Origin of the sequence: Blastococcus sp. HT6-4, assembly GCF_039679125.1 — a bacterium.
GTDB classification, from domain to species: Bacteria; Actinomycetota; Actinomycetes; order Mycobacteriales; family Geodermatophilaceae; genus Blastococcus; species Blastococcus montanus.
The window spans coordinates 2937266-2961538 of sequence record NZ_CP155551.1; the positions used below are offsets into that span (position 1 = coordinate 2937266).

Below are 24273 nucleotides of genomic sequence, written 5' to 3' on the forward strand. Positions count from 1 at the left end.
TGAAGCGGCCGTCACCCCGGAGGGTGCCCCGGCGTCAGACGCCGAGGTGCGCCAGCGCCTGCAGCAGCAGCGCGCTCTGCCCGTTCGCCAGCTCGGCCAGGACGGCCGGCTCCCGGGCCTCCAGAGGGGAGAACCAGGTCAGCTCGAGCGCGTCCTGCTGCGGGGCGCAGTCGCCCTCGACCGGCACGACGTAGGCCAGCGACACCGCGTGCTGCCGGGGGTCGTGGAACGGCGTCACGCCGGGGGTCGGGAAGTACTCCGCGACGGTGAACGGCTGCGGGGCGGGCGGGATCCGCGGCAGCGCGAGCGGGCCGAGGTCCTTCTCCACGTGCCGCAGCAGGGCTGCGCGCACCCGCTCGTGGTAAAGCACCCGCCCCGAGACCAGGGCCCGCTTGATCTGCCCGTCCTCACCCGCCCGGAGCAGCAGCCCGACCGAGGTGACCGTGCCGTGGTCGTCGACGCGCACCGGCACCACGTCGACGTAGAGGATCGGCAGCCGTTCGCGGGCGGCGTCCATCTCCTCCCGGGAGAGCCAGCTGGTACCGGTCGCCGTCGTCACGTCCGTCATGGGGACTGTCTAGCCGACGTCGCCCGCGGGACGCGCGCGAGCCCCGTGTCCGGCGCGGCGGAGGTGGGGCCGGCGGACGCCGACGGGATCAGTCACCGGTGTAGGCGGCGATGCCGAAGTGCTGCCGGCCGTCCTCGTCCTCCTGCACGAGCACGGTGTACGCCGTGCCGTCGACGATCGCCGCACAGGTGTTCCCGTCGCACTCGACGGTCTCCGGCTCGGCGCCCTGCTCGGCCATCCACGCGGCGAACGCCGCCTCGGTGGCGGCGTCCTGGTCGTCGAGGCTGCCGCGCCAGAGGATCAACGTGGCGATCCCGACGGCCGCGACGAGGAGGGCCACCATCGGGGCGATCGGCAGCCCCCTGATCCGCTCCGCCCAGCCGGGGTCACCGGTGACCGGGGGCCCGATGCCGGCCGGGGGGATGCCGTAGGACGCGCCGACGGTCGGCTCCACGACCGGCTGGGCCGGAGGTGGCGTCGCATCGGGGTCGCCGGAGGCAGCGGTGCTGCCGCTCGGGTTCGGGTCGTCGGTGCTCATGGCAGCAGGCTCTCAACCGCCGGGCGTCAGGCCGGCGTCGGCTCCCGGTCGGCCGGGCGGCGGCGCACCGACCGCACCGTCCGGACGGCGGCGTTGCGGGCCAGCTCGCGGATCGGGCCGGTGTCCCACATCCGCTGCGCCTCCACCGGCTCCTCCGCCGGAGCCACCGGGGCCGGCGCCGGCTCGCTCCGCGCGCCCTCGGTCCGCGCGGCCACCTCGGCCAGCGTCGCCCGGCGCCGCGCCAGGATCGCCTCCTTCTGCCGGTCGACCCGCTCGCGCTCGGCCATCACCAGCAGCTCCTCCTTGGCCTGCGCCACGGTGCGCCGCGACTCCTGGGCGAGCTCCTCGATCTCCACGTCACCGGAGTCGCGCAGCGCCGTCAGCCGGTCGTAGGCGGTCGGGGGGCTGAAGTTGAGCAGCAGCTTCATCAGCACCGGCAGGACCTCGACGCACATGAACAGCAGCGACAGCATGAACTGCGCGGCGGCCAGGGTCCCGCTCTTGTCGCCCAGTCGGTCGAGTGCCTCCAGGCGCAGCAGGATGCCGCCGGAGCCCTCGTTCCGTTCGTCGAAGGCGGCCTGCAGCCGATCGAGCTCCGCGGTCAGCCGGGCCAGCTCGGCGCGGTCGCCGTCCAGGGACGACGCCGCCAGCGAGGCGCTGCGCCCCTCGGCGGCGGACACCGCCGCGGTCGCGGCGGCGAGCTCCGACCGGGCCGCGGCCACGACCGCCGCCTGGGCGTCGGCCGCCGCGCGCGCCTGGGCGTAGGCCTCGCCGGTCCCGGCGTCGCCGGTGCCGCAGGTGCCGTCCAGCTCGCACTGCGCCTTGGCGTCGAGCTCGCGGCCCACCGCCACGGCCTGGTCCAGCGCCGCCTGCTTCTCGACCACCCCGCCGCGCACCGAGGCCAGGCCGGCGTCGCTGCGCCCCCCGCTGGCGATGACCGCCTCCTGCGCGGCGATCCGCTCCTCCAGCGCCGGCAGGCCCGCGAACCGGGTGTCGGCCTCCAGCGCGGTGCGGTGGGCATCGGCCGCCTCGGCCTGCATGACGACGATCTCGGCGTCGATCTCCTTGTGGAACACCTGCAGGGTCAGCGGCGTCGCGACGACGACGCCGAGCACCAGCGCCAGCCCGACGCGCGGCACGGCCATCACCAGGTTGCGCTTGAGCGAGCTGTCGTGCGCCATCCCGACCAGCAGCATCCGGTCCAGGTTGACGACGACGGCGCCCCAGCCCAGGCCGACCAGCAGCGCCAGCGGCCACCACACTCCCAGCGCCATCGACACCGCGAAGGCGGCCGAGACGGCGGCGAGCGCCCCCGTGCTCAGCAGCACCCCGCCCAGCGCGACGAAGCGCGGGCGGGCGCCGGGCGCCGCGGCCAGCACGTCCGGCCGGGCGCCGGCCAGAACCGCCAGCCCGTCGCCGATCCGACGTCGTCGCTCGCTCATGCAGTGCACCCCCGGGCGACGGGGGTCGCGAAAGGACCGTCGCCCACCTGCCTCTATCGGCAGGCCGGGGTGCGACCGCGCACGGCCGCCGACCGTGATGGATCTCGCCCCGGGGATCGGGGCGTCGCGGCGTCAGTCGTCGGAGCCGATGCTGTTCTGGTCCTCGGACGAGGTCCCTTCGTCGATACCGGCCTCTTCGTCCCCGAACGTGGTCCCGTCGTCGATACCGGCCTCTTCGTCCTCCTGGATGCCACCGGTGCCCCGGTCGACGGTGTTCGGGTCCTCGTCGCCGCCCTCGGGCGTGTCGAACTGCTCGTCGACCGTCGTGCCCTCCTCCAGGGCAGGCGTGTCGTCCTCGCCGCAGCCGGTCAGGCCCAGGCCGGCGGCGAGCACGGCACCGGCCAGCATCCGTGTGGTCTTGCGCATGCGTCCTCCTCGCGTGGTCATGCGCCTGCTCTGCCCCGCCCGCACCGTTCCCACGCGGCGACGGCGGCAGATGACACGGCTTCGACACGTCCCCCGGGTGCGGCGATCAGGCCGGCCGGCGCGGGTCGCGGCCGGTGCGCCCCAGCAGCCGGTCGAACGGCGGGGCGTCGTCCGGCACGGGCACGACCGGCCCGAACAGTCCCTCGGGCTCACCGGTGGTGTCGCTGCGGTCGCCGATCATCGCGAGGCAGGCTTCGACCGCCGCGGGGTCGGGCCGGTACGGCTGTCCGGTGGCGACGGCGAGGTCCCAGCCGTGCACCAGCACCTCGTTCCAGGCGACGACGGCCATCGCCGCCGCCGGCATCCGGACGCCGGCCACCTCCGCCTCTCCACGGTTTGCCTGGGGTGCCCGCCAGGCGGCGGCCAGCGCCTCGAGCTGCGCGGGCAGCCGGGTGCGCCAGTCGGGCGCGAGGTGCGCCGCGTCGGCCGAGGGACCGCCGTCGAACGCCGCCTTCTCCGCGGCCAGTCGGAAGGCCAGCGTCAACCCGACCAGGTGGTCGAGGAGGCCGGCGACCGGCATCCCCTCGCACGGTGTCGGGTCGCCCAGCTGGTCGTCGCGCACCCCGGCGACCACGCGTGCCGCCTCATCGGTCTGCGGGCCCAGGTCCACGGTCGTCGTCTGCATGCCGGAGAGGACTCCCCCGGGACCGCGAACTCATCGGGTGGAGGACGCTGGCGGGGTGACCGCTTCCCCCGACCTCCGCCGGTTCCTCGACGCCCAGGCCCAGACGTACGAACAGGCCCTGTCCGAGCTGCAGGACGGGCGGAAGCGCACCCACTGGATGTGGTTCGTCTTCCCGCAGGTCGCCGGGCTGGGCCGCAGCGGCATGGCGCAGCGGTTCGCGATCTCCGGCCTGGAGGAGGCCCGGGCCTACCTGGCGCACCCCGTGCTGGGCCGCCGGCTGGTGGAGTGCGCCCGCGCGCTCACCGCGCTCGACACCGCCGACCCGGTGCAGGTGCTGGGCGAGGTCGACGCGCAGAAGCTGCGGTCGTCGATGACGCTCTTCGCGCACGCCGCGCCCGGCGCGGCGATCTTCCGCGAGGTGCTCGACCACTACTTCGACGGCGTCGAGGACGAGGCGACCACCAGCCGCCTCTGACCCTCAGCGGGGCCGATTCCCGGCTGCCAAGCGGCGCAGCCGGTGCCACGAACTGATCTGCAGCGCAAAGGCGCTGGACAGCCGATCGCGCCACCCGAAGTACGCGCCCAGGCCGGGCATGAGCACGAGGGTGTGCAGGGATTCGGGCCGCCCCAGCGCGGTGGCCAGGGCGACCTGGCGGCGCACCGTAGCGACGTCGACCCTGCCTGACTCCGCCGATCGACGGATCCCCCCGTGTACGAAGTTCAGGACCGCGTGAAGGGAGTCGAACTGCGTGAACGAGGCCAGTGCCTCGTCGACCCGGCGCTCCTCGTCCCCGTCCAGCCTTCCGCGCAGATCACCGAACCGGGCCGCGAGCGCCACGCCCTGACCACGGGGATCGGGGTCCGGAATGTGCTCGTGTGCCCACCGCGCGACACGGAGCATCGACAGCCATCGGGTGTCCGGTGATCGCCGCATGTGGTCGAGCACCCGGACGAGTGTCTCGGGTACCGGCCCGGGATCCACACCCCGCCGTTCCGCGAGGCGCAGCGTCAGGGCCAGGACGACGACGGCCGCCGTCCAGCGCCCCTGCACCCACAAGGTGGCACCGATTCGCTCCCACCGCGCCACCCGGTCGACGACCGCGCGACCGGCGTGTGCGCGTCGGTAGTGCCGGCGCGCGAGCCCGTAGCGACCCGAGCCCCAGGCGGCCTCGGCCGCAAGGGCGGAGGAGCGGCGGGTGGGCAGCGACGCGTCCGGCAGGTGGCGGAGGACCCGTTCCGAGGAGCCGACGTGGTCCCACAGGAGCGTGGTGGCGGCGGCGCGTGCCCCGGCAGAGCCGAGCGGGGAACTCCGCCGCCGATACCCCTGCCATGGTTCCGCGGGCTCGGGCGGCTCCAGCCGCCACTCCTTAGCCAGCGCGGCTAGTACGTCCGCCGTACGAGCGTGCAGCTGCATGGCCCGTCCGCCTGCGCTGTGGAATGCCTCGAGTTGCGGCTGCCGACACGAGGCCCCGAGGACAACGTCTGGGGGGTCGGCCGGCTGTTCATCGTGGACCACCCACAGGAACGTCTTCCCTCGGGCCGCGCCCGTCTTCACCCACTGCCGGAAGAAGGGGTCCACGTCGAAGTAGTCACTGCCGCTGTAGCCCAGGAAGACGACGAGGTCGGCGGCTCCCAGCCAGCCCGCCAGTTCATGAGCGACCGAGTCGGACAACCCGTGCTGCAGGAGCGCCACACTGCCCCCGGCCCGCACCGAAGGCGGGTCGTCCAGGCGCCCGTGAAAGTGCAGGATCGCCGCCGCCGCAGACGGGGCGGCGAGTGCCCGTTCGATGCACAGGTCGAAGTTCGCCGTTACGTGGCGACCGCCGACGGCGACGTGCCGAGCGAAGAACCGGTGCAGCCGGTTGGGCTCACCCGCTGCGAGCTGGTCCAGAAGTCCGAGCCCGGCCAGGCCATGGGCGTCGTCCTGGAGCCCAACGCCGAGGACCGACTCCAGCCGCGGACCGCTCCGCCCGAACGACGAGAAGACCGCGTCGACTTCTTCGCGCGTGCCCGGCAGGAAGAGCCGATCCAGAGCTTCCTCGGTCAGTGTGACGCCCAGCGGACCGTTCGTAGGCGCCTCGGCCGACACTCCGGCGCCTGACCAGAGCAACGTCTTGGACGCCGAAGGAGGGACAGTCCCGAGAATCCGCGTCAGGTCGCACGTCATCCGGACCGGTCCTTCCTCGTCAGGGTGCGGCCAGTCTGTGACGGAACCCGAACTCCTGCGCGGCGATACTCCAGCGGGAGCGGCCACCGGTGCGAGCTGCCCGCTGATCCCGAGGCGGTTCCTAAGTGCTCGGGAGCTATACCCACCGGCTCGGACACGTCACCGGAAAGCAGTCCTCCCGGTGGTGTGAGGTCGGTCGGCATCGGGAACGCTCCCGCGGTGAGTGAGAACAAGAGCGGTTCCGGTTACGTCGAAGCAGAGTTCCAGCGCGACTCCAAGTACATCTCCGACCGCATCACCGGGGACGGGGCCGACGGCTGGCCGGTGGAGCCCGGCCGCTACCGGCTGGTCGTCGCCCGCGCCTGCCCGTGGGCCAACCGGGCGGTGGTCGTGCGCCGGCTGCTCGGCCTCGAGCCGGCCATCTCGATGGGCCTGTGCGGGCCCACCCACGACGAGCGCAGCTGGACCTTCGACCTCGACCCCGGCGGCCGCGACCCGGTGCTGGGCTACGAGCGGCTGCAGGAGGCCTTCTTCGCCCGCGACCCGGAGTACTCGCGCGGCATCACGGTGCCGGCGATGGTCGACGTCCCGAGCGGCGCCGTCGTCACCAACGACTTCCCGCAGATGACGCTCGACTTCTCCACCCAGTGGACCGCCCACCACCGCGAGGGTGCGCCCGACCTCTACCCCGAGCCGCTCCGCGACGAGATGGACGAGGTCATGGAGCGGGTCTACACCGAGGTCAACAACGGGGTGTACCGCTGCGGGTTCTCCGGCTCGCAGCGCGCCTACGACCAGGCGTACGACCGGCTGTTCACCGCGCTGGACTGGCTGTCGGAGCGGCTGGCCGACCGCCGCTTCCTGATGGGCGACACGATCACCGAGGCCGACGTCCGGCTGTTCACCACCCTGGCGCGGTTCGACCCCGTCTACCACGGCCACTTCAAGTGCAACCGGCAGAAGCTGAGCGAGATGCCGGTGCTCTGGGCCTACGCGCGCGACCTGTTCCAGACGCCCGGGTTCGGCGACACGATCGACTTCCCGCAGATCAAGGAGCACTACTACGTCGTCCACGCCGACATCAACCCGACGCAGATCATCCCGAAGGGCCCCGACACCTCCGGCTGGCTGACGCCGCACCACCGCGAGGAGCTCGGCGGCCGCCCGTTCGGCGACGGCACCCCGCCCGGGCCGCCCCCGCCGGCCGAGCAGGTGCCGGCCGAGCACGGTCCGGGCGGCATCGCGCACCGCTGACCTGTGGACAACGCCGTGGCAGGCCGCTCCGGCCTGCCACGGTGTCGGGCATGACGACACCCCCGCTCGCCGATGTCCCGGTCCGCTCCGCCACCGACCTCACCGACCGCTGGCTGGCGGTGCTCGATCCGCCGGAGTTCGGCGCGCGCAGCCTCTGGCTGACCTGGTTCGGCGCCGACGGCCGGCAGCTGCCGATCGTGGTGCCGGTCGACGACCTCCCGCAGCGTCCCGACCCGGCCCTGCTCGCCGGTCTCCGCGAGGTGCACGCCGGGGTCCTCCACGACCAGCTCGGGGGCTCCGGTCACCTCGCGCTGGCGTTGTGCCGGCCGGGTGAGCCGGCGGTCACCGCGGACGACGTCGCGTGGGCCGACGCCCTGCGCCCGGTGCTGGACGGGGACTCCTGGAGCCTGCACCTGGCGGCGGGCGGCAGCGTGCTCCCGCTGGTCGAGGCGCCGTCGTGGCTCCGGGGCCGCTGATGGTCTTGTCAGATCGCGTGCCGGGCGATCCACTGGGCGGCGATGACGTTGCGCTGGATCTCGTTGGTGCCCTCGCCGAGGATCATCAGCGGCGCGTCGCGGAAGTAGCGCTCGACGTCGAACTCCTTCGAGTAGCCGTAGCCGCCGTGCACCCGCATGGCGTCCAGGGCCACCTGCATCGCCGTCTCGGAGGCGAACAGCTTGGCCATCCCGGCCTCCATGTCCGCCCGGACGCCGCGGTCGAGCTTGTCCGCGGCGTCGAGCGTGAGCAGCCGGGCGGCCTGCACCTTGGTGGCCATGTCGGCGAGCAGGTTCCCCACCGACTGGTGCTTCCAGATCGGCGTGCCGAACGACTCGCGCTCCTGCGCGTACCGGGTGGCCGAGGCGAGCGCCGCCTGGGCGACGCCCACCGCCCGGGCGGCCACCTGCACCCGGCCCACCTCGAGCCCGCGCATCATCTGCACCCAGCCCCGGCCGGGCTCGCCGCCGAGGACGGCGCCGGCCGGCACCCGCATCGCGTCGAAGGTCAGCTCGCAGGCCTCGATCCCGCGGTAGCCGAGCTTCGGGATCTTCTCCGAGACGGTCAGGCCGGGGCCGGGCTCGACCAGCAGGACGCTCATCCCGGTGTGCGCCGGGACGGCGTCGCGGTCGGTGCGGCACAGCAGCCCGATGAGCCCGGAGTGCTGGGCGTTGGAGATCCAGGTCTTGCTGCCGCGGATCTCGTACTCGTCCCCCACCCGGGTCCCGACGGTGCGCATCGCCTGCAGGTCGCTGCCGCCGCCGGGCTCGGTCAGCGCCATGGTGGCCCGCAGCCCGCCGTCGGCCATCCGCGGCAGGTAGGCGGCCCGCTGCTCCTCCGTGCCGACGGTGGCCAGCAGGTAGGAGATGACCGAGTGCCCGCCGATCGCCCCGGCGAGGCTCATCCAGCCGCGGGCGAGCTCCTCGGTCACCCGGGCGAAGCAGGCGGTGCTCACCCCGGTGCCGCCGTGCTCTTCGGGCACCAGGAGGCCGAAGAAGCCCAGTTGCTTCATCTCCTCGATGAAGTCGTCGGGGTAGCGGTCCTCCGCCTCGAACTCGGCCACCCTCGGGCGCACCCGCCGGTCGACGAACTCGGCGGTGAGCGCGACCAGCTCCCGCTCCTGCTCGTCCAGCACGGTCACGCCAGGGCCTTCAGCGTCTCGATCGAGCGCAGCCGTTCATCGTGGCCGGCGGCCAGCGGGGTGGCGTTGAGGGTCGTGACGCCGGCGTCGCGGAAGGCGGCGACCCGTTCGGCGACGTGCCCGTGGGGGCCGATCAGCGCGATCCCCCGCACGAACTCCTCGGGCAGGGCGGCCGCGGCGTCGTCCTTGCGTCCGGCCAGGTACAGGTCCTGCACCGTGCCGGCCTGCTCGGCGAAGCCGTACCGCCCGGCGAGGTCGTTGTAGAAGTTCTTCCCGCGGGCGCCCATGCCGCCGACGTAGAGCGCCAGGTTGGCCCGCACGCGGTCGAGCGCGGCGGCCTCCTCCGCGGGGTCCTCGGTGATCAGCAGGGAGGTGTCGGCGACGACCTGCAGCGGCCCCAGCTCCGGATCTCGCCGGGCGGTGCCCTCGGCCAGCGCGTCACCGAACGCCGTCGCGCTGCCCTCGGGCAGGAAGAACGCCGGCTGCCACGCCTCGAACAGCTCCGCGGCCAGCGCCACGTTCTTCGGCCCGATGGCGGCCAGCAGCATCGGGATCCGCGGCCGCACCGGCTCGTTGATCAGCTTCAGCGGCTTGCCGAGCCCGCTGCCGCCGCGCTCGGGGGTGAGCGGCACGTCGAGGTACCGGCCGTGGTGGTCCAGCCGCTCGCGGCGCCACACCGTCCGGCAGATCTCCACGACCTCGCGGGTCCGGCCCAGCGGCGCGGTGTAGGGGACGCCGTGGAAGCCCTCGACCACCTGCGGGCCGGACGCCCCGATGCCGAGGGTGAAGCGGCCACCGGAGACGAAGTCGAGGCCGGCGGCGGTCATGGCCAGCAGCGACGGCGTCCGCGAGTAGATGTTGAGGATCCCGGAGACCAGCTCCAGCGTCGTCGTCCGGGCGGCGAGGTAGCCCAGCTGGCTCACCGCGTCGAACGAGTAGGCCTCGGCCACGTAGACCGTGTCGAGCCCCGCGCTCTCGTACTCGGCGATCGCGGCGGCGGCGCGGTCGAAGCCGCCGCTGTAGGAGATGGGCATGCCGATGCGCACGGGTGCTCCTGTCGCCGGATGAGCGGTCACCGGCAACGTAGGCGACGGACCACTACCGCGGGACGGCGACCCAGCCCTCGGGCTCGCGCAGCGGGGCCTTGAGCACCTTGCCACCGGCGTTGCGCGGCAGCGGCCCCTCGATGACCCGCACGAACTGCGGGCACTTGAAATCGGCCAGCCGCTCGCGGGCGAAGGCGGCCAACGACGGCACGAGCCGGTCGGGAGCCACCCCGGGCCTCGGCAGGACCACCGCGCCGACCTTCTCGCCCATCACCGGGTCGGGGACGCCGACGACGGCGACCTCGAGCACGTCGGGGTGCTCGGCGAGGGCGTTCTCCACCTCGACGCTGTACACGTTCTCGCCGCCGCGGTTGATCATGTCCTTGGCGCGGTCGACGATCCGCACGATGCCGTCGGTGACGGTCGCGAGGTCGCCGGTGTGCAGCCAGCCGTCGGTGAACGTCTCCGCCGTCCGCACCGGGTCACCCCAGTACCCGGCGACGACGTTCGGCCCGCGCACCAGCAGCTCGCCGACGCCCGTCACCGGGTCGGGCCGGTCGAGGCGGATGTCGTTCACCGGGGTGGGGAACCCGACGGCGTCGGCGTGGGTCTCGGCGTACTCGTGCGGGAGGAAGGTGGCCAGCGCGGAGGTCTCGCTGAGGCCGAACCCGTTGCCGAGGCGGGCGTTCGGGAACGCCGTCCGCAGCCGGTGCACGAGCTCGGGGGCGATCGGGGCGCCGCCGTAGCTGAGGGTGCGGACGGTGGAGACGTCGGTGGTCGCCAGTGCGGGGTGGCGCAGCACCAGTTCGTAGATCGTCGGGACGCTGGTGAGCAGCGTGATGCCGTGCTCGGGGATGGCGGCCAGGAACGCCGTCGCGTCGAACCGCGGCATCAGCACCGAGGTGCCGCCCAGGGCGATCTGGGTGAGGAACTGCGAGTTGCAGCCGGTCACGTGGAAGAGCGGCACCGAGACGAGCGTGGCGTGGGACGCCTCCGGGTCGCGGCTGAGCTCGCGGCAGCGGACGACCGACTCGATGTTGCTGAGGAAGTTCTCGTGGGTGGTCATCGCGCCCTTGGGGCGGCCGGTGGTGCCGCTCGTGTAGAACAGCGCGGCGACGTCGGTGTGCGCCGGGTCGGGCACCTCCCCGGGCTCCCCGTCGGGCAGGGGCTCCCCCGGGCGGACGACGTGGGCGGCGCCGCAGTCGGCGAGGATGAACTCGGCCTCGGCCGGGGCCAGCCGGGTGTTCATGGGGACGACGACGGCGCCCGCGAGGTGGGCGCCCCAGAAGGCGAGCACCCAGTCCACGCCGTTGGGCAGCTGGACCGCGACCCGGTCACCGGTGGTCACCCCGGCGTCGCGCAGCCCGCCGGCGACGCGCATCGCCCGCTGCCAGAGCTCGGCGTAGGTGAGCTGCGGGCCACCGAGCTCCACGATGGCGACGCGGTCAGTGCGTGCCGCGACGACGCCGGCGAGCATGCGGACCACGTTCTCCGGCAGGCCCGTGTACCGGCGGACCCCGTCGGCGCCGGTCTCGATGCCGCTCGTGTCGAAGGGGTACTCCCCCGTCGCGGTGCTGCCCGTGCTCATGCGTCCCCCGTCCGTCCGGCCGATCCGTCGGATTGTGCGCCGGTGAGCCAGGTCTCCTCGCGGCACCCGTCACCCGATCCGGCGGCGACAGCCGGCTGTCCACAGTTACGGAACCGCAGACGTCCGGACTCTGCGTAGTCTCCCGCTGTGCGTGATCCTCGTGGAGGCCCGGTCCGGACGATCCTCGCCCTGCTGATGCTCGGAACGCTGGCCCTCACCGGCTGCTCGGAGAAGCAGGAAGCCAACACCACCCTGCCGACGAACGCGGCTCCGACCACCGAGGCGCTGCCGCCATTGGGTCCTCCCGACCTGCCGATGCCTGCAGAGGCCCGGGAGCAGACGGCCGAGGGCGCGCAGGCGTTCACCGAGTACTACGTCGAGGTCTACAACCACGCCATGCGCTCACTCGACACCTCGTACATGCGCGACCTCAGCCGCGAATGCGAAACGTGCGATCAGCTGGCCGACCAGGTTGATCGCGTGGCCGCCAGTGAGCAGGAGTACGACGGCGGCCAGGTAACCATCGTCGGGAGCACTCCGCCTTACTTGACCGGCGACGAAGCGCAGCTGGTGTTCGATGTCAAGCAGGCACCGCTTTCCATAACCATGGATGACCAGCCCATCGAAGGTCGATCGTTCCCCGAACATGCGACCTCTGGCGGCGGCGGCATCTTGCACTGGGACGATGCACGCGCCACTTGGGTCATGCGCCAATGGGTCGTTGAGTGAGCTGGCGCCTGTTCGCAGGAGTTTGCAGTGGTGCGCTCGTCTTCTCGCTTCTACTGACCGGCTCACCTGCTGCCGCCGAGGACGAACCAGAGGCAAACTGCGGCATCTTCTGCGTGGACTCCTCGACCCAGAAGGGCAGTGTCCACATCTCGGCGCGGTTCATAACCAGCGACGACGGAACAGGGATCAGACGAGCATCCAACATGCCCCCACCCGAACCGCCGTTGTACACCTGGCGTCTCCGGCTGGCCTGCACAGCCGAGGACGCAGCGACTGTTTCCTGTGACGCCCGCAACCAGCGGGTCTGCCCTCAGATAGAGGGGCGGCTCATTCAATTTCGACTCGTCCAACGGCAGCGCCTGGCTCAAGCCGATGGCACGCCGGTAGAGGGCTCCACTCCACTGCCTGGAACGCCTCCGGGGACGCCGTACGGCGGGTGGATCCAAGAGGGCGGCGCGTGCATCGACGTGACCGACCTCAATCCGCCGCCATCACCGGCTGAGGTCTTCTCCTACTTCCAGCGGCTTCCGCTCCCCCAGCTGACGACCCAGCACCAGCCGCCGGGCGACGGCCTCACTGGACTGCCGGTCATCTTCTACACCGACTCCCCCACCACCCAGACCTTCACCGTCGACATCCGCGGCTTCGACGTCGTCATCGAAGCCACCGCCGAACGGTTCACCTGGCACACCGGCGACCCCGCCGGACAGATCACCACCACCGACCCCGGCGCCCCGTATCCGGACCACACCATCGAGCACTCCTACCGGTCCGGCACCTACACCGCCCACCTCACGGTCACCTGGGGCGCCACGTTCACCGTCGACGGCAGCGCACCGGCTGACGTCCCCGGCACCACCACCACCGACGGTCCACCGGTCACCTTCGACGTCCTCCAGGCCCGGACCGTCCTCACCAACCCGTACGACTAGTTGGTGTTCGCCGGGGCGCCGCACAGGGTCACACGATGCGGATCCGCAGCCGGCGGAAGCCACGGCCCTTGTTCTCCATCTTCACGACCTCGACCCGGCCGACCATCGACGTCGACGCCACGTGGGTGCCGCCGTCGGCCTGGGTGTCGAGGCCGACGATGTCGACGATCCGCACGTCCTCGATGTCGGGTGGGAGCAGGTTGGTCGCCGTCCGGATGATGTCGGGGATGGCGAACGCCTCGTCACGCGGCAGCGTCCTCACCTCGATGGGGCGGTCGGCGGCGATCTCGGCGTTGACGGACTCGGCGATGCGCTCCTTGAAGTCCGGCGGCACCTCGGTCAGGTCGAAGTCCATCCGCGCGGTCAGCGGCTCCATGTTGCCCCCGGTCACCAGTGCGCCGAAGTCCCGGAAGACGACGCCGGTGAGCACGTGCAGTCCGGAGTGGGTGCGCATGAGCTGGGTGCGCCGCTCGTCGTCGAGCGCACCGCGGACAGCCGTTCCCACGGGCGGAACGGGATCGCCCTCGACGGGGATCAGGTAGAGCTCGTCGCCCTTGCGCGTACCGGCGATGCGGGTGCGGACGCCGCCCCAGAGGAGCACGCCCTCGTCCGGCGGCTGGCCGCCGCCTCCCGGGTAGAAGGCCGACCTGTCGAGCACGATGCCCTGCTCCGGCTCGACGGCCAGCACGGTCGCGTTCCATTCCCGGACGGTGGGGTCGGCGAGATCGAGGCGGTGGGTGTGCCCGTGATGGCCGGTCGCGGTGGTCACGTCCGCATGGTGCCGCCCGGACCCGTTCCCGTGACAGGGCCTCTGCGCGGAAGTGGACCGAGATCGGCTGCGCTGCGACCAGACGGAACGGGCACGTCCGGAACTGTTCCCAAGTGCCGTCGACGGGAGGACAGTGGGCAGGACGGCGACGCCGTCCGGTGCTCGCCTGCTCGCGAGAGGAACGGTCGCATGTACGCGCGCTCCACCACCATCGCCGGCACCCCGGCCAACGTCGAGCGGGGCATCCTCTACGTCCGCGACCGGGTGCTCCCCGCCGTCCTCGGCATGGACGGGTTCGTCGGGCTGTCCATGCTCGCCGACCGGCACTCGGGCCGGTGCATCGTCACCAGCGCCTGGGAGGACACCGCCGCCCTGCACCGCAGCGCCCGCGAGGTGAAGGCGATGCGTGCCCGCACGTCCGACATCCTCGGTGGGCCGGCGGTGGTCGACGAGTGGTCGATCGCCGTCCTGCACCGGTTCCGCCCCACGGGCGACGGAGCCTGCGCCCGGGTCACCTGGACCCAGGGCCGCCCCGAACGGCTGGACCGGATGATCGACGCCTTCGGGGTCAGCATCGTGCCGCGGCTGGTCGACCTCCCGGGCTTCTGCTCGGTCAGCATGCTCGTCGACCCCGCCGACGGCCGCGCCACGACCGCCGTCACCTACGCCAGCCGGGACCAGATGCACGAGGCCCTGGACCGCGCCTCCGAGCTCCGGCACGAGTTCACCCGGCACATGGGCACCCGCGTCGTCGAGGTGGCGACCTTCGACCTGGTGGTCGCCCAGCTGCGCGTCCCCGAGACCGTCTGACCGCGGGTTCGGCCAGCCTCCCTCGCAGCGGGCGCCGACCCGAGCGGCAGCACCGACACGGTCACGGGCGGTGATCGATGCCGACCCGGCCGGGCCGCCGGGTCCCGCCGCGTCCGCGTCAGCCGGCGATGCGGGTGCGCAGCGTGCCGATGCCCTCGATGGTCACCGCGATCTCGTCGCCGCGCTGCAGCGAGCCCACCCCGGCCGGGGTGCCGGTCAGCACGACGTCGCCGGGCAACAGGGTCATCGCCTGGCTGACCCAGGAGACGCACGCCGCGACGTCGCGCAGCATGTCGGCGGTCGTGCCGTCCTGGCGCAGCTCGCCGTTGACCGTCGACCGCAGCGACAGCCCCGAGGGGTCGAGCTCGGTCTCCACCCACGGGCCCAGCGGGCAGGAGCCGTCGAAGCCCTTGCCGCGGGTCCACTGCCCCTCGGACTTCTGGATGTCGCGCATGGTGAGGTCGTTGGCCACCGTGTAGCCGAGGACGACGCCGGCGACGTCCTCGGCCGGGACGGCCACGCACCGCCGCCCGATGACGACGGCGAGCTCCCCCTCGTAGTGCAGGTCCGAGGTGAGCGCCGGGTACGGGACCTCGGCGTCCGGCCCGACCACCGCGGTGGAGGGCTTGAGGAACACGATCGGGATCGCGGGAACCTCGTTGCCGAGCTCCTTGGCGTGCTCGGCGTAGTTGCGCCCGAGCGCGACCACCTTGCTCGGCTCGACCGGAGCCAGCAGCGTGACCCTGGCCAGCGGGGTGCGCTCCTCGGTCCGCCGGACGCCGTCGAACGGCGGGCCTTCGAGCCGGACGACGACGGCGTCCTCGCCGTCGCCCTCGACGAGGCCGTAGGAGGGCGTGCTGCTGCCGGCGTCGGTGTAGCGGACCAGGCGCATCAGATGGCCTTGACCATGCCGCCGTCGACCAGCAGGTGCTGCCCGGTCAGGTAGGTGTTGGCGCCCGAGGCGACGAAGGCGACGACCTTGCCGAACTCCTCCGCGGTGCCGTAGCGACCCAGCGGGATCGTCTTCTCGCTCAGCTTCCGGGCCTCCTCCACCGAGATGCCCGACTTCTCCGCACGCGCGGCGTCCAGCCCGGCCACGCGGTCGGTGGCGATCCGGCCGGGGCCGACCACGTTGATCAGCACGCCCTCGGGGGCGAACTCGGTCGCCAGGCTCTTCGACAGCCCGAGCAGAGCCACCCGGTAGGTGTTGGAGAGCAGCAGGTTGTCGATCGGCTGCTTGATCGACGACGACGCGATCGTGACGATCCGGCCCCACTGCTGCTGCCGCATGTGCGGCAGCACGCCGCGGAACAACCGCACGGTGCTCATCAGGTTGAGCTCGAAGGCCTCTGCCCACGCGGCGTCGTCGAGGGCGTCGAAGCCCCCGGGGCGCGGGCCGCCCGCGTTGTTGACCAGCACGTCGACCCCACCGAGCTTCTGCTCGGTCTCCGCCAGCAGCCGGGCCAGGCCGCCGGCGTCGGAGACGTCGGCCGGGCAGTGCTCCACCTGGGCGCCGGTGGCGTCGGCGATCTCCGCGGCGGTCCGGGCCAGCTGCTCCGCACCGCGGCTGGAGATCATCACGCGGGCACCCTCGGCGGCCAGCTGGGTGGCGGTCGCCCGGCCCAGACCCTTGCTGGCCGCGGTGACGAGCGCGACCTTGCCGGTCAGATCCAGGTCCATCAATCACTCCACGGGGTTCGAGAGGTCACGGAAGCCGACGATCGAGCAGCCGGCGGTGTCGCCCGGCCGGATGTGCACGGCGCCGGGGGTGCCGGTCGAGATGATGTCGCCCGGCAGCAGGGTCATGACCCGCGAGTGGAAGGCCACCAGCCACCACGGGCGGAAGGTCATGTTCGAGACGACGTTGCGCCGGTGCACCGCGCCGTTGTGTATCGTCGAGACCTCGAGCGCGTCGACGTCGGGCACCTCGTCCACGGTGACCAGCTCGGGACCGAAGCTGAAGAACGTGTCGAAGCTCTTCGACCGGGTGAGGTACCGCGGGTTCTTCTCGAGGATGTCCTCGGCGGTCATGTCGACGACCGTGGTGAACCCGGCGACGACCGAGGCGGCGTCGGCCTCGTCGACGTCCTTGCACTCCGTGCCGATGACGAGCCCGAGCTCGCCCTCGGCCGTGGTCCGCTGCGACTGGGGCGGGATCCGGATCGCGTCACCGGGGCCGATGATCGCGGTGTCGGGCTTCAGGAAGCTGGCCGGCTCGGTCGACGGCGCCTTCTCCGACAGGTCGGCCGCGTGCTCGACGTAGTTCAGCCCGATCCCCCAGATCTTGCGGGGACGCCGGTAGAGCGGCGCGTGCACCAGCCGGTCCTGCGGGATGGCGAGGTCGTCGAGCAGCCCGGCCGGGGCGCCGCCCACCCACTGGCGCAGCGCCTCCACCTCCCCCTTCTCCAGCAGCTCCTGCACCGTGCCCGACCAGGTGGTGCCCAGCGCCTCGTTCACCGCCGTGAGCAGTACGGCGCCGGATGGGCGGACCAGCGCCGCCGGTTCGGCACCGTCGATCCGCAGGGACGTCAGTCGCACAGGGGGCTCCTAGCTCTCGGGGGAACGGCCGCTCAGAGTCCGACGGCGGTGATCAGGTCGTCGAGCTCGGCGAGGGTGAGGTCGTCGACCGGCGGGGCCGGGAAACGGGCGTGCGGCGAGCTGATGGCTCCCCGCCGGGCGAACACCTGCTTGCGGATCGTGACACCACCGACGCCGAGCTGCGCCTCGTAGCGGATCAGCGGCAGGTGCCGGAAGAAGTAGGCCTGCGCCTCCGCCCGCTGCCCGGCGACGAACTTCTCGTAGGTGCCCACCAGGACCTGCGGAAACCCGAACCCGGTCATGATCCCGTCGGCTCCGCGCAGCAGCTCCTCGTAGAGGTACACGCCGCCGAGCCCGCCGAAGATGCCCACCGGCGAGCGCACCGCGTTCCGCACCGCGGTGATCTTCGGCAGGGTCGGCGTCTCCTCGAGCTTGAGGTACCGGCAGCCCTCGATCTCGTCGAGCAGCCGGACCAGGAAGGGGGCGGGCATGGTCACGCCGGTGTTGACCGGCTCGTCCTGCACGACCACCGGCACCGACACCGCCTCGGCCACCCGGCGGAAGTGCTCGAAGACCAGGTCGAGGTTCCTGGTGTTCTCGGGCGGGGCCAGCATCACCGCGGCGGCTCCGGCGTCCTCCGCCCGGCGCGCGTAGTCCAGCGCCATGCGGGTCGCGCGGGCCGAGACCCCGGCCACGACCGGCGCCCGCCCTGCGGTCGCCTGCACATAGCGCCGCAGCACCCGCTCCCGCTCGTCGTCGAGGAGCTTGGCGGCCTCGCCCATGATGCCGAGGATGGTGAGGCCGTGCGCCCCCGCGCCCAGGTAGTCCTCGACGAGGGTGTCGATGCTGCCCTCGTCGACCTCCCCGTCGTCGGTGAACGGCGTCAGCGTGATGGGCAGCACACCCCGGAGGGTGCTCACCGCCGGACACCCCGTGCGAACGTCCGGACGACCCGGCTGCGACACTCGGTGACTGGGATCACAAGCACACCGTAGCGGCTGCCGTCACCGTCTCCCCGGTCCGGCCCGGACCGTCGCGGGGAGCACGATCGGAGGACGATGACCGCCTCGCGCTTCGCCGTCGTCGGCGGCGGCATCATCGGTGCCGCGGTGGCGCGCCGGCTGCTCCAGCTGCGGCCCGACGCCCGGGTGACGCTGCTGGAGAAGGAGGACCGGCTGGCCGCCCACCAGACCGGCCGCAACAGCGGCGTGGTGCACGCCGGCCTGTACTACGAACCCGGCTCGCTCAAGGCCCTGCTCTGCCGCCGTGGGGTCGGCCTGCTGCGGGAGTTCTGCGCCGAGAAGGGCCTGGGCTACCAGGAGATCGGCAAGGTGCTGGTCGCCCTCGACGCCGCCGAGCGGTCCCGGCTGGACGCCATCGCCGAGCGGGCCCGCGCCAACGGCGTCCCCGGCATCCGAATCATCGACCGGGCCGAGCTGCACGAGCTCGAGCCGCACGTCACCGGGATCGCTGGCCTGCACTCCCCCACCACCGCGATCGTCGACTACGCCGGGATCACCCGGGCGCTGGCCGGCGACGCCGAGGCGTCCGGGGCCACGATCCGCACCGGGTTCGCCGTCTCCGGGCTGCGGCACACCACCGGCGGGCCGGCCGAGGAGGTCGTCGTGCAGGGGGCCACCGGCGAGGAGCTCGTCGTCGACCAGGTGGTGCTCTGCGCCGGCCTGCAGGTCGACCGGCTGGCCGAGCTCGCCGGCGACGTCCCGGCCCCCCGCATCGTGCCCTTCCGCGGTGAGTACTTCGCCCTGGTCCCGGAGAAGCGAGCCCTGGTCAACGGCCTCGTGTACCCGGTCCCCGACCCGCGCTACCCGTTCCTCGGCGTGCACCTGACTCCGCGGTTCGACGGCGAGGTGCTCGTCGGACCGAACGCCGTGCTGGCCCTGGCGCGGGAGGGCTACCGCAAGCGCGACGTCAGCCCCCGGGAGCTGGCCGAGATCGTCCGCTACGCCGGCTTCCGGAGATTCGCCGCCCAGCACTGGAGGACCGGCATCGCCGAGATGCGCGGGTCGCTGAGCAAGCGCACCTTCACCGCCGCCGCCCAGCGCTACGTCCCCGAGCTCACCGTCGCCGACCTGGTCCCCGCCACGGCCGGGATCCGGGCGCAGGCCCTGGGGTCCGACGGCAGCCTGGTCGACGACTTCCGCATCACCCGCACCGGGGCCGTCGTCGCGGTCCGCAACGCCCCCTCCCCCGCCGCGACGTCCTCCCTGGCGATCGCCGAGCGCATCGTCGACGACCTCCTCGACCGCGGCCGGGAGCCGTGACCGGAGCCGCTGCCCGCCGGGCGCGCCCCGGGCGCCGTTCTGCCGATCCGCCGCGGGACTGACAGCCGTGCGCCCGCCTCCGGGGGCCCGGCGCCCGGCGACCTCCCGCGCCGCCGCCACCGCGGCCGTCAGCGTCACGACGGTCGGGGTGCTGCCGCCGTACATGGTCGGCGTGCTGTGGGTGCAGGTGCGCGAGGACCTGGGCTTCGGCCCCTCGCTGCTCGGCGTCCTGGTGGCCTGCTTCTTCCTCGTCTCCGGGCTGGCGTCGCTGACCGCCGGCATGGTGGTGCGGCGTTTCGGCACCTCACCGGTGGTGCGGCTGTCCGCGCTCCTGGCCGCCGCCGCCATGCTGCTCATCGCCGTGGCCGCCCAACACACCCCGGTGCTCGTCGGGGCGCTGCTGGTCGCCGGCTGGGGCAACGGCGTCGGGCAGCCGGCGAGCAACGACCTGATCGCCCGGGCGGTGACACCGGACCGCCACGGGCTGGCCTACGGCACGAAGCAGGCGGCGATCCCGCTGGCGACCATGCTCGCCGGCGCCGCCGTCCCGCTGGTGGCCATCCCGCTGGGCTGGCGGCCGGCGTTCGTCATCGGGGCTGGCCTGGCCCTGCTGGTGATGCTGACCGTCCCCGCCGGCAACCGGCTGCCACCCCGGGGGGCCGCCGCCGCGTCGGAGGCCGCCGGCCCCTTCCGCCGCGCCGCGCTCGTCGTGCTCGCCTGCGGGCTGATGCTCGGTGCGGCCACCGGCAACTCGCTCGGCGCGTTCTTCGTCGCCACCGCCGTGGACTCCGGCATCTCCCCCGGCACGGCCGGGCTGCTCGCCGCGGTGGCCAGCGCCACCGGCGCGACGGCCCGGATCGCGCTGGGCTGGCTGGCCGACCGGGTGCGCACCCGCTGGCTGCTGGTCGTCGCCGCCCAGATGGCCATCGGGGGCCTCTCCTACGCGCTGCTGGGCACGGGGGTCGAGGTCCTCGTCGCCGTCGGCGCGGTGATCGGCTACTGCACCGGCTGGGCGTGGGCCGGGCTGTCCACCTACTCCGTGGCCCGGATGCACCCCGGCATGGCGGCCCGCGCCACCTCGATCACCCAGGGCGGGATGGGCGCCGGGGCGGCGCTGGGGCCCCTGCTCTTCGGCGTCCTCGTCGCCGCGACGTCGTACGCGGTCGCCTGGTACGCCACGGCGGCGGTCTCGGTGGTCGCGGGAGCGGTGATCGTCCAGGGCCGCCGGATGCTGATGCGGGACCGGCCCGGTCTGGTGGCCGCGCAGGAGCTGCGGCGGCGGTCCCGGCACGCCTGATCGCGTCCACGGCGGCAGCGGTCGCCCCGGTTCCCGGTCAGACGCCGGTGTCAGGTGGGCGCCTGCAGGCCCTCGTCCTGCGCCGGCGCACGGCGGCGGAGGCCGGCCACCGGCAGCCCGCGCGAGCGGCGGACCATGCGGCGGCTGAGCCGGATCGTGACGGCGGCGAGCAGGCTGAGCACCGCGGCGGTCAGCCAGGCGGCGGTGTAGGAGGACGTCTGCGCGACCACGCCGAAGAGCAGCGGTCCGCCGGCTGCGCCCAGGGACAGGCCGGTCTGCACGAACCCGGTCACCGAGGCGGCGGCGGCCCGGTTGTCGCGGATCACGGCGAAGTGGAACAGGCCCGTCCAGGCCCAGCCCAGGCCGTAGGCCATCGCCGCCCCGAGGACGAACAGCACCGTCTGCCCGGTGGCCAGGAAGCCGTAGCCGAGGGCGCCGCCGGTGAGTAGGTTGGCGATGAACAGGTAGCGGCTCCGGTCGGGGTGCCGGTCGGCCAGCCACCCGAAGCCGATCCGGTTTCCCAGCCCCAGCACCGAGCAGGCGGCGACCAGCAGTCCGGCACGGCCGGGCGTTACGCCCGCCGCCACCGCGGAGTCGACGAGGAAGACCCCGGTGGACGTCGCGGAGGCCGCGCCGAGGAACCCGCCGAGGGTCAGGACCAGCAGCCCGCCGCGCGGCAGGCCCTTGTCCGGCGCGCCGGTCTCCGCGGTCCGGGGCCCGGGCCGCGCGTCCCGCCCGCCGACTGCCGCCGCGACGAGCAGCAGCACCGCGAGCGCGACCGCCGCGGCGACCGCCCAGCGCCATCCGAGGACCAGCGCGACGCCGGGCACCGCCAGCCCGCCGAGCAGGGTGGCCGCCGGGATCGCCGACTGCTTGATGCCGAAGGCCAGCCCGAGCCGGTGCTCGGTCACCAGCTCGGAGATGCCCAGGTTGGCCGAGGGCTGGGCGACCGCGTTGCCCAGCCCGCCGATCGCCAGGCCGGCCATCAACCAGCCGGCCGACGAGGCGGTGCCGATGGTGACCAGCGCGCCGATCGCCAGCACCGCGGCCAGCACCGCGCCCCTGCGCGCCCCGAGCCGCTGCACCAGCCGGCCGCCCGCCCGCGCGCACGCGCCGGAGACGGCGAACAGCGTCGCCGCCGCCAGGCCGAACAGCCCTAGGCCCACCTCGAGGTCGGCGCGGATCTGCACCGCCAGTGCGCCGACGAGGAAGGCCGGCAGCACCCCCAGGACGGAGACGGCGCCGGCCTGCAGGATCGGGCGGGCCGACGCCGGGGCTCCGGCTCCGGGGGGGCGGTCCGGTCACCGAGCGGGCGCATCCAGCGGCCGGCCGACCCGCTCCCCCAGCTGCCGCAGGGCCGCGTGGGTCTCGGCGTCCAGCGGCACGCCCTCCACCCGTCGGAGGGCCCGCTCGGCCGCCGCCCGCTGGCCGGGTGTCCGTACCGGCAGCCCGGGGTCGACCGGGGTGAGCGCACGCAGTTCGCCGAGCAGCCGCTGGGTCTCGGCCTGCATGCGCGCCGGGTCTCCGAGCCGTGCCGGGTCCAGGACGACGACCAGGTGGCTGGTCCGGGGCGGGCCGGACGCGGCGCGGGCGGTCAGGTTGCCGACACCCGGACCGAACGGCCCTCCGGCGAGCACGGCCGTGAGGAGCTCGACCAGCAGCGCCAGGCCGTAGCCCTTGTGGCTGGAGTGCTCCCGGTCGCTGCCCAGGGGCAGGAGCGGACCCTTGCCCGGATAGACCGCGCCCGGGTCGGTGGTCGGTCGCCCCTCGGCCGTCAGCCCCCAGCCCAGCGGGATCCGCGTGCCCAGGCGCAGCGCGATCTCGAACTTGCCGCCGGCGACCGCCGACGTCGCCATGTCGAAGACCATGGGTTCCTCGCCGGTCACCGGCATGCCCAGCGCCAACGGGTTCGTTCCGAAGTAGGGGCGGGCCGATCCGGTGGGCGCGACGATCGGCCCGGTGTTGGTCGCGGCGATGGCCACCAGGCCCTGTCGTGCCGCGTCGTGGACGTAGGAGCCGCTCGCCCCGTGGTGGCTGCTGTCCCGCACGTTCACCCAGCCCAGACCGAGCCGTCGCGCCCGCTCCACCGCCTCCCGCAGCGCCACCGCGGTGACCGGGTGGCCGAGCAGGCCGTGCCCGTCGACCAGCGCGACCGCGCCACCGTCGGAGTGCACCGTCGGTTCCGCGTCGGCGGTGATCGCCCCACTGCCGATCATCGCGACGTAGGCGGGCAGGCGGGCGATGCCGTGCGAGTCGATGCCGGACAGGTCGGCGTAGGCGAGCACGTGGGCGACCTCCCGGGCGTGGGTCTGCCGCACGCCCACCGCCTCGAGCACGTCCACCGTCCACACGCGCAGGTCGTCGGCCGGCACGCGGACGGCCGGCTCCGCGACCGCGTCGACGGCCCCGACGCCGGCCGGCTCGGCGCCGAAGGCAGCGAGGACGGCGTCGGCGACGTCGCGTGTCCCGGCGGCGGCCACACCATCGGGCGCGAGGTCGTAGGTCCACGGCCCGTGGCGGAGCACCGTCGCCGTGGCCGTCCGCAGCCGGTCCCCGAGCGCTCGGGTCTCGGCGAAGTGCTGCAGCAGCGCGACCAGCGCGAGGTAGCCGCCGAGCGGATTCACCTGGTCGCGACCCGTGCGCCGCGGGGCCGAACCGTGGGCCGGCTCGAACAGGCCCCGGCAGCGCCCCCGCACCGGTTCCCCTGGATGGATGGCGGCGGATCCGCACAGCGCCGGGGAGCCGGCACGGCCGGCCGCGAGATCGCTGAGGATGTCACCGAGCAGCCCCTCGGTGACGATCACGTCCGGCACGGCACCGCCCGCTGCGAGCTCGAAGGCCGCGCGGTCGACGAAGCGGTGCTCGACCGGCACGCCGCGCCGGCCGGCGACCTCGGTGGCGACCTCCCGCCACAACCGCCCGGTCGCGTACAGGTTGGCCTTGTCCACCGAGACCAGGCGGCCACCGCCGCGTCGCTGCAGCCGGTCGATGCCCAGCCCGACCACCTCGGCGATCCGCTCACGGGTCAGCCGGAGGACGTCGGCCGCCTCGCCGCCGTCCTCGGCGTAGGTCCGGTCGCCCGGCCCGGTGCCGTAGGAACCGCCGAGCAGGTTGCGGACGACGGTGAGGTCGGCACCCTCCCCCATCGGGATGTCCCGGACCGAGATCCGCAGGTCGTACCGCTCGCGCAGCCGGTGCAGCGCCACCTCCGGCCGGAGGCAGACCTCGGCCGGCACCCCGGGGTCCTCGCCGACCGCGCCGAGGAGGATCGCGTCGGCCGCGTCGCAGGCGGCGAGGGTCTCCTCGGGGAGGACCTCCCCCGTGGCGGCCGCGGCGCGCGCGCCGACCGGCCAGGGGCCGGTCACCTCGAGGACCCCCCGCTCGGCGAGCTGCCGGAGCAGTCGCGAGGGACCGTCGAGCACCTCCTCCCCGATACCGTCGCCGGGGAGGAGCGCGACGCGGATCACCGCTGCACCGGCCACCGGCCGACCGTGGTCGTGACCACCCCGGCGTCCGGCTCCCCCACCGACCGTCCGCGATCGGCGACCCCGGGAATCACGACGGTC

24 protein-coding genes are annotated in these 24273 nt (G+C 73.6%); 8 read left to right on the top strand and 16 right to left on the bottom strand.

Annotated elements, in window-relative coordinates:
• Window positions 1-34 precede the first annotated feature (34 nt).
• The 5 genes from ABDB74_RS14005 to ABDB74_RS14025 form a co-directional block, all read right to left on the bottom strand.
• Entirely contained in the window at window positions 35-568 is a 534-nt protein-coding gene (locus ABDB74_RS14005) for a DUF4916 domain-containing protein (protein ID WP_346619283.1), read from the bottom strand.
• A gap of 88 nt (window positions 569-656) precedes the next feature.
• The gene (locus tag ABDB74_RS14010; RefSeq protein ID WP_346619285.1) at window positions 657-1106 is read right to left on the bottom strand and encodes a hypothetical protein; all 450 of its coding nucleotides are present in this window, start codon (window positions 1104-1106) and stop codon (window positions 657-659) included.
• Window positions 1107-1132: 26 nt separating this feature from the next.
• Entirely contained in the window at window positions 1133-2548 is a 1416-nt protein-coding gene (locus tag ABDB74_RS14015) for a DUF4407 domain-containing protein (protein ID WP_346619287.1), read from the bottom strand.
• Window positions 2549-2680: 132 nt separating this feature from the next.
• A complete protein-coding gene (locus ABDB74_RS14020; RefSeq protein WP_346619288.1) occupies window positions 2681-2974 on the bottom strand; it encodes a hypothetical protein in 294 nt (97 codons plus the stop codon).
• Window positions 2975-3080: 106 nt separating this feature from the next.
• A complete protein-coding gene (locus ABDB74_RS14025) occupies window positions 3081-3659 on the bottom strand; it encodes a TIGR03086 family metal-binding protein (RefSeq protein ID WP_346619290.1) in 579 nt (192 codons plus the stop codon).
• A 55-nt stretch (window positions 3660-3714) separates the two neighbouring features.
• On the opposite strand from ABDB74_RS14025, the gene ABDB74_RS14030 reads away from it, so the two are divergent.
• Entirely contained in the window at window positions 3715-4134 is a 420-nt protein-coding gene (locus ABDB74_RS14030; protein WP_346619291.1) for a DUF1810 domain-containing protein, read from the top strand.
• A 3-nt stretch (window positions 4135-4137) separates the two neighbouring features.
• On the opposite strand, the gene ABDB74_RS14035 is transcribed toward ABDB74_RS14030, so the two are convergent.
• On the bottom strand, window positions 4138-5826 hold the full coding sequence (locus tag ABDB74_RS14035) for a hypothetical protein (protein ID WP_346619292.1): 1689 nt from the start codon (window positions 5824-5826) through the stop codon (window positions 4138-4140).
• A gap of 219 nt (window positions 5827-6045) precedes the next feature.
• Between ABDB74_RS14035 and ABDB74_RS14040 the strand changes: the two genes are divergently transcribed.
• Together ABDB74_RS14040 and ABDB74_RS14045 are read left to right on the top strand one after the other, a co-directional pair.
• Window positions 6046-7080 carry a glutathione S-transferase C-terminal domain-containing protein gene (locus ABDB74_RS14040; protein ID WP_346619293.1) on the top strand — a complete coding sequence of 345 codons (1035 nt, stop codon included), beginning with the start codon at window positions 6046-6048 and terminating at the stop codon, window positions 7078-7080.
• 50 nt (window positions 7081-7130) lie between these two features.
• Window positions 7131-7556 carry a hypothetical protein gene (locus ABDB74_RS14045; RefSeq protein ID WP_346619294.1) on the top strand — a complete coding sequence of 142 codons (426 nt, stop codon included), beginning with the start codon at window positions 7131-7133 and terminating at the stop codon, window positions 7554-7556.
• Between the two features lie 8 nt (window positions 7557-7564).
• Here the strand turns inward: ABDB74_RS14045 and ABDB74_RS14050 are convergent, their stop codons facing one another.
• From ABDB74_RS14050 to ABDB74_RS14060, 3 genes are read right to left on the bottom strand one after another with little or no spacing between them, the layout of a single operon-like run.
• Window positions 7565-8716 (bottom strand): acyl-CoA dehydrogenase family protein, encoded by a 1152-nt coding sequence (locus tag ABDB74_RS14050; RefSeq protein ID WP_346619295.1) that lies wholly within the window; start codon window positions 8714-8716, stop codon window positions 7565-7567.
• The gene (locus ABDB74_RS14055) at window positions 8713-9762 is read right to left on the bottom strand and encodes an LLM class F420-dependent oxidoreductase (RefSeq protein ID WP_346619296.1); all 1050 of its coding nucleotides are present in this window, start codon (window positions 9760-9762) and stop codon (window positions 8713-8715) included. The genes ABDB74_RS14050 and ABDB74_RS14055 overlap by 4 nt, the downstream gene beginning before the upstream one ends.
• A 52-nt stretch (window positions 9763-9814) precedes the next feature.
• Window positions 9815-11350, bottom strand: coding sequence for an AMP-binding protein (locus tag ABDB74_RS14060; RefSeq protein WP_346619297.1), 1536 nt, complete (start codon window positions 11348-11350; stop codon window positions 9815-9817).
• 147 nt (window positions 11351-11497) lie between these two features.
• On the opposite strand from ABDB74_RS14060, the gene ABDB74_RS14065 reads away from it, so the two are divergent.
• Window positions 11498-12079, top strand: coding sequence for a DUF6318 family protein (locus ABDB74_RS14065; RefSeq protein WP_346619298.1), 582 nt, complete (start codon window positions 11498-11500; stop codon window positions 12077-12079).
• Window positions 12080-12546: 467 nt separating this feature from the next.
• The gene (locus tag ABDB74_RS14070) at window positions 12547-13011 is read left to right on the top strand and encodes a hypothetical protein (RefSeq protein ID WP_346619299.1); all 465 of its coding nucleotides are present in this window, start codon (window positions 12547-12549) and stop codon (window positions 13009-13011) included.
• 28 nt (window positions 13012-13039) lie between these two features.
• On the opposite strand, the gene ABDB74_RS14075 is transcribed toward ABDB74_RS14070, so the two are convergent.
• On the bottom strand, window positions 13040-13780 hold the full coding sequence (locus ABDB74_RS14075; RefSeq protein ID WP_346619300.1) for an alanyl-tRNA editing protein: 741 nt from the start codon (window positions 13778-13780) through the stop codon (window positions 13040-13042).
• Window positions 13781-13969: 189 nt separating this feature from the next.
• Between ABDB74_RS14075 and ABDB74_RS14080 the strand changes: the two genes are divergently transcribed.
• A complete protein-coding gene (locus tag ABDB74_RS14080; RefSeq protein ID WP_346619301.1) occupies window positions 13970-14590 on the top strand; it encodes a hypothetical protein in 621 nt (206 codons plus the stop codon).
• A 118-nt stretch (window positions 14591-14708) separates the two neighbouring features.
• On the opposite strand, the gene ABDB74_RS14085 is transcribed toward ABDB74_RS14080, so the two are convergent.
• The 4 genes from ABDB74_RS14085 to ABDB74_RS14100 are packed head-to-tail and all read right to left on the bottom strand — an operon-like array spanning window position 14709 to window position 18048.
• A complete protein-coding gene (locus tag ABDB74_RS14085) occupies window positions 14709-15482 on the bottom strand; it encodes a fumarylacetoacetate hydrolase family protein (RefSeq protein WP_346619302.1) in 774 nt (257 codons plus the stop codon).
• Window positions 15482-16270 (bottom strand): SDR family oxidoreductase, encoded by a 789-nt coding sequence (locus tag ABDB74_RS14090; RefSeq protein WP_346619303.1) that lies wholly within the window; start codon window positions 16268-16270, stop codon window positions 15482-15484. The genes ABDB74_RS14085 and ABDB74_RS14090 overlap by 1 nt, the downstream gene beginning before the upstream one ends.
• A gap of 3 nt (window positions 16271-16273) precedes the next feature.
• Window positions 16274-17128 carry a fumarylacetoacetate hydrolase family protein gene (locus ABDB74_RS14095; RefSeq protein ID WP_346619305.1) on the bottom strand — a complete coding sequence of 285 codons (855 nt, stop codon included), beginning with the start codon at window positions 17126-17128 and terminating at the stop codon, window positions 16274-16276.
• A 32-nt stretch (window positions 17129-17160) separates the two neighbouring features.
• Window positions 17161-18048 carry a dihydrodipicolinate synthase family protein gene (locus ABDB74_RS14100; RefSeq protein WP_346619306.1) on the bottom strand — a complete coding sequence of 296 codons (888 nt, stop codon included), beginning with the start codon at window positions 18046-18048 and terminating at the stop codon, window positions 17161-17163.
• 138 nt (window positions 18049-18186) lie between these two features.
• On the opposite strand from ABDB74_RS14100, the gene lhgO reads away from it, so the two are divergent.
• Window positions 18187-19410 (top strand): L-2-hydroxyglutarate oxidase, encoded by a 1224-nt coding sequence (gene lhgO / locus ABDB74_RS14105; RefSeq protein ID WP_346619307.1) that lies wholly within the window; start codon window positions 18187-18189, stop codon window positions 19408-19410.
• Window positions 19411-19477: 67 nt separating this feature from the next.
• Window positions 19478-20707 carry an MFS transporter gene (locus tag ABDB74_RS14110; protein ID WP_346619308.1) on the top strand — a complete coding sequence of 410 codons (1230 nt, stop codon included), beginning with the start codon at window positions 19478-19480 and terminating at the stop codon, window positions 20705-20707.
• 50 nt (window positions 20708-20757) lie between these two features.
• On the opposite strand, the gene ABDB74_RS14115 is transcribed toward ABDB74_RS14110, so the two are convergent.
• Both ABDB74_RS14115 and ABDB74_RS14120 read right to left on the bottom strand, forming a co-directional pair.
• Entirely contained in the window at window positions 20758-21930 is a 1173-nt protein-coding gene (locus ABDB74_RS14115) for an MFS transporter (protein ID WP_346619309.1), read from the bottom strand.
• Window positions 21931-22008: 78 nt separating this feature from the next.
• Window positions 22009-24189, bottom strand: a complete 2181-nt coding sequence (locus tag ABDB74_RS14120; RefSeq protein WP_346619310.1) for an Ldh family oxidoreductase — start codon at window positions 24187-24189, stop codon at window positions 22009-22011.
• Between the last annotated feature and the right edge of the window lie 84 nt (window positions 24190-24273).

Excerpts from the sequence above, each read along its gene's own strand:
- ABDB74_RS14015 (WP_346619287.1), bottom strand. The coding sequence starts at position 2,548 with ATGAGCGAGCGACGACGTCGGATCGGCGACGGGCTGGCGGTTCTGGCC.
- lhgO (WP_346619307.1), top strand. The coding sequence starts at position 18,187 with ATGACCGCCTCGCGCTTCGCCGTCGTCGGCGGCGGCATCATCGGTGCC.
- ABDB74_RS14085 (WP_346619302.1), bottom strand. The coding sequence starts at position 15,482 with ATGCGCCTGGTCCGCTACACCGACGCCGGCAGCAGCACGCCCTCCTAC.
- ABDB74_RS14005 (WP_346619283.1), bottom strand. The coding sequence starts at position 568 with ATGACGGACGTGACGACGGCGACCGGTACCAGCTGGCTCTCCCGGGAG.
- ABDB74_RS14020 (WP_346619288.1), bottom strand. The coding sequence starts at position 2,974 with ATGCGCAAGACCACACGGATGCTGGCCGGTGCCGTGCTCGCCGCCGGC.
- ABDB74_RS14060 (WP_346619297.1), bottom strand. The coding sequence starts at position 11,350 with ATGAGCACGGGCAGCACCGCGACGGGGGAGTACCCCTTCGACACGAGC.
- ABDB74_RS14025 (WP_346619290.1), bottom strand. The coding sequence starts at position 3,659 with ATGCAGACGACGACCGTGGACCTGGGCCCGCAGACCGATGAGGCGGCA.
- ABDB74_RS14080 (WP_346619301.1), top strand. The coding sequence starts at position 13,970 with ATGTACGCGCGCTCCACCACCATCGCCGGCACCCCGGCCAACGTCGAG.
- ABDB74_RS14090 (WP_346619303.1), bottom strand. The coding sequence starts at position 16,270 with ATGGACCTGGATCTGACCGGCAAGGTCGCGCTCGTCACCGCGGCCAGC.
- ABDB74_RS14045 (WP_346619294.1), top strand. The coding sequence starts at position 7,131 with ATGACGACACCCCCGCTCGCCGATGTCCCGGTCCGCTCCGCCACCGAC.
- ABDB74_RS14035 (WP_346619292.1), bottom strand. The coding sequence starts at position 5,826 with ATGACGTGCGACCTGACGCGGATTCTCGGGACTGTCCCTCCTTCGGCG.
- ABDB74_RS14010 (WP_346619285.1), bottom strand. The coding sequence starts at position 1,106 with ATGAGCACCGACGACCCGAACCCGAGCGGCAGCACCGCTGCCTCCGGC.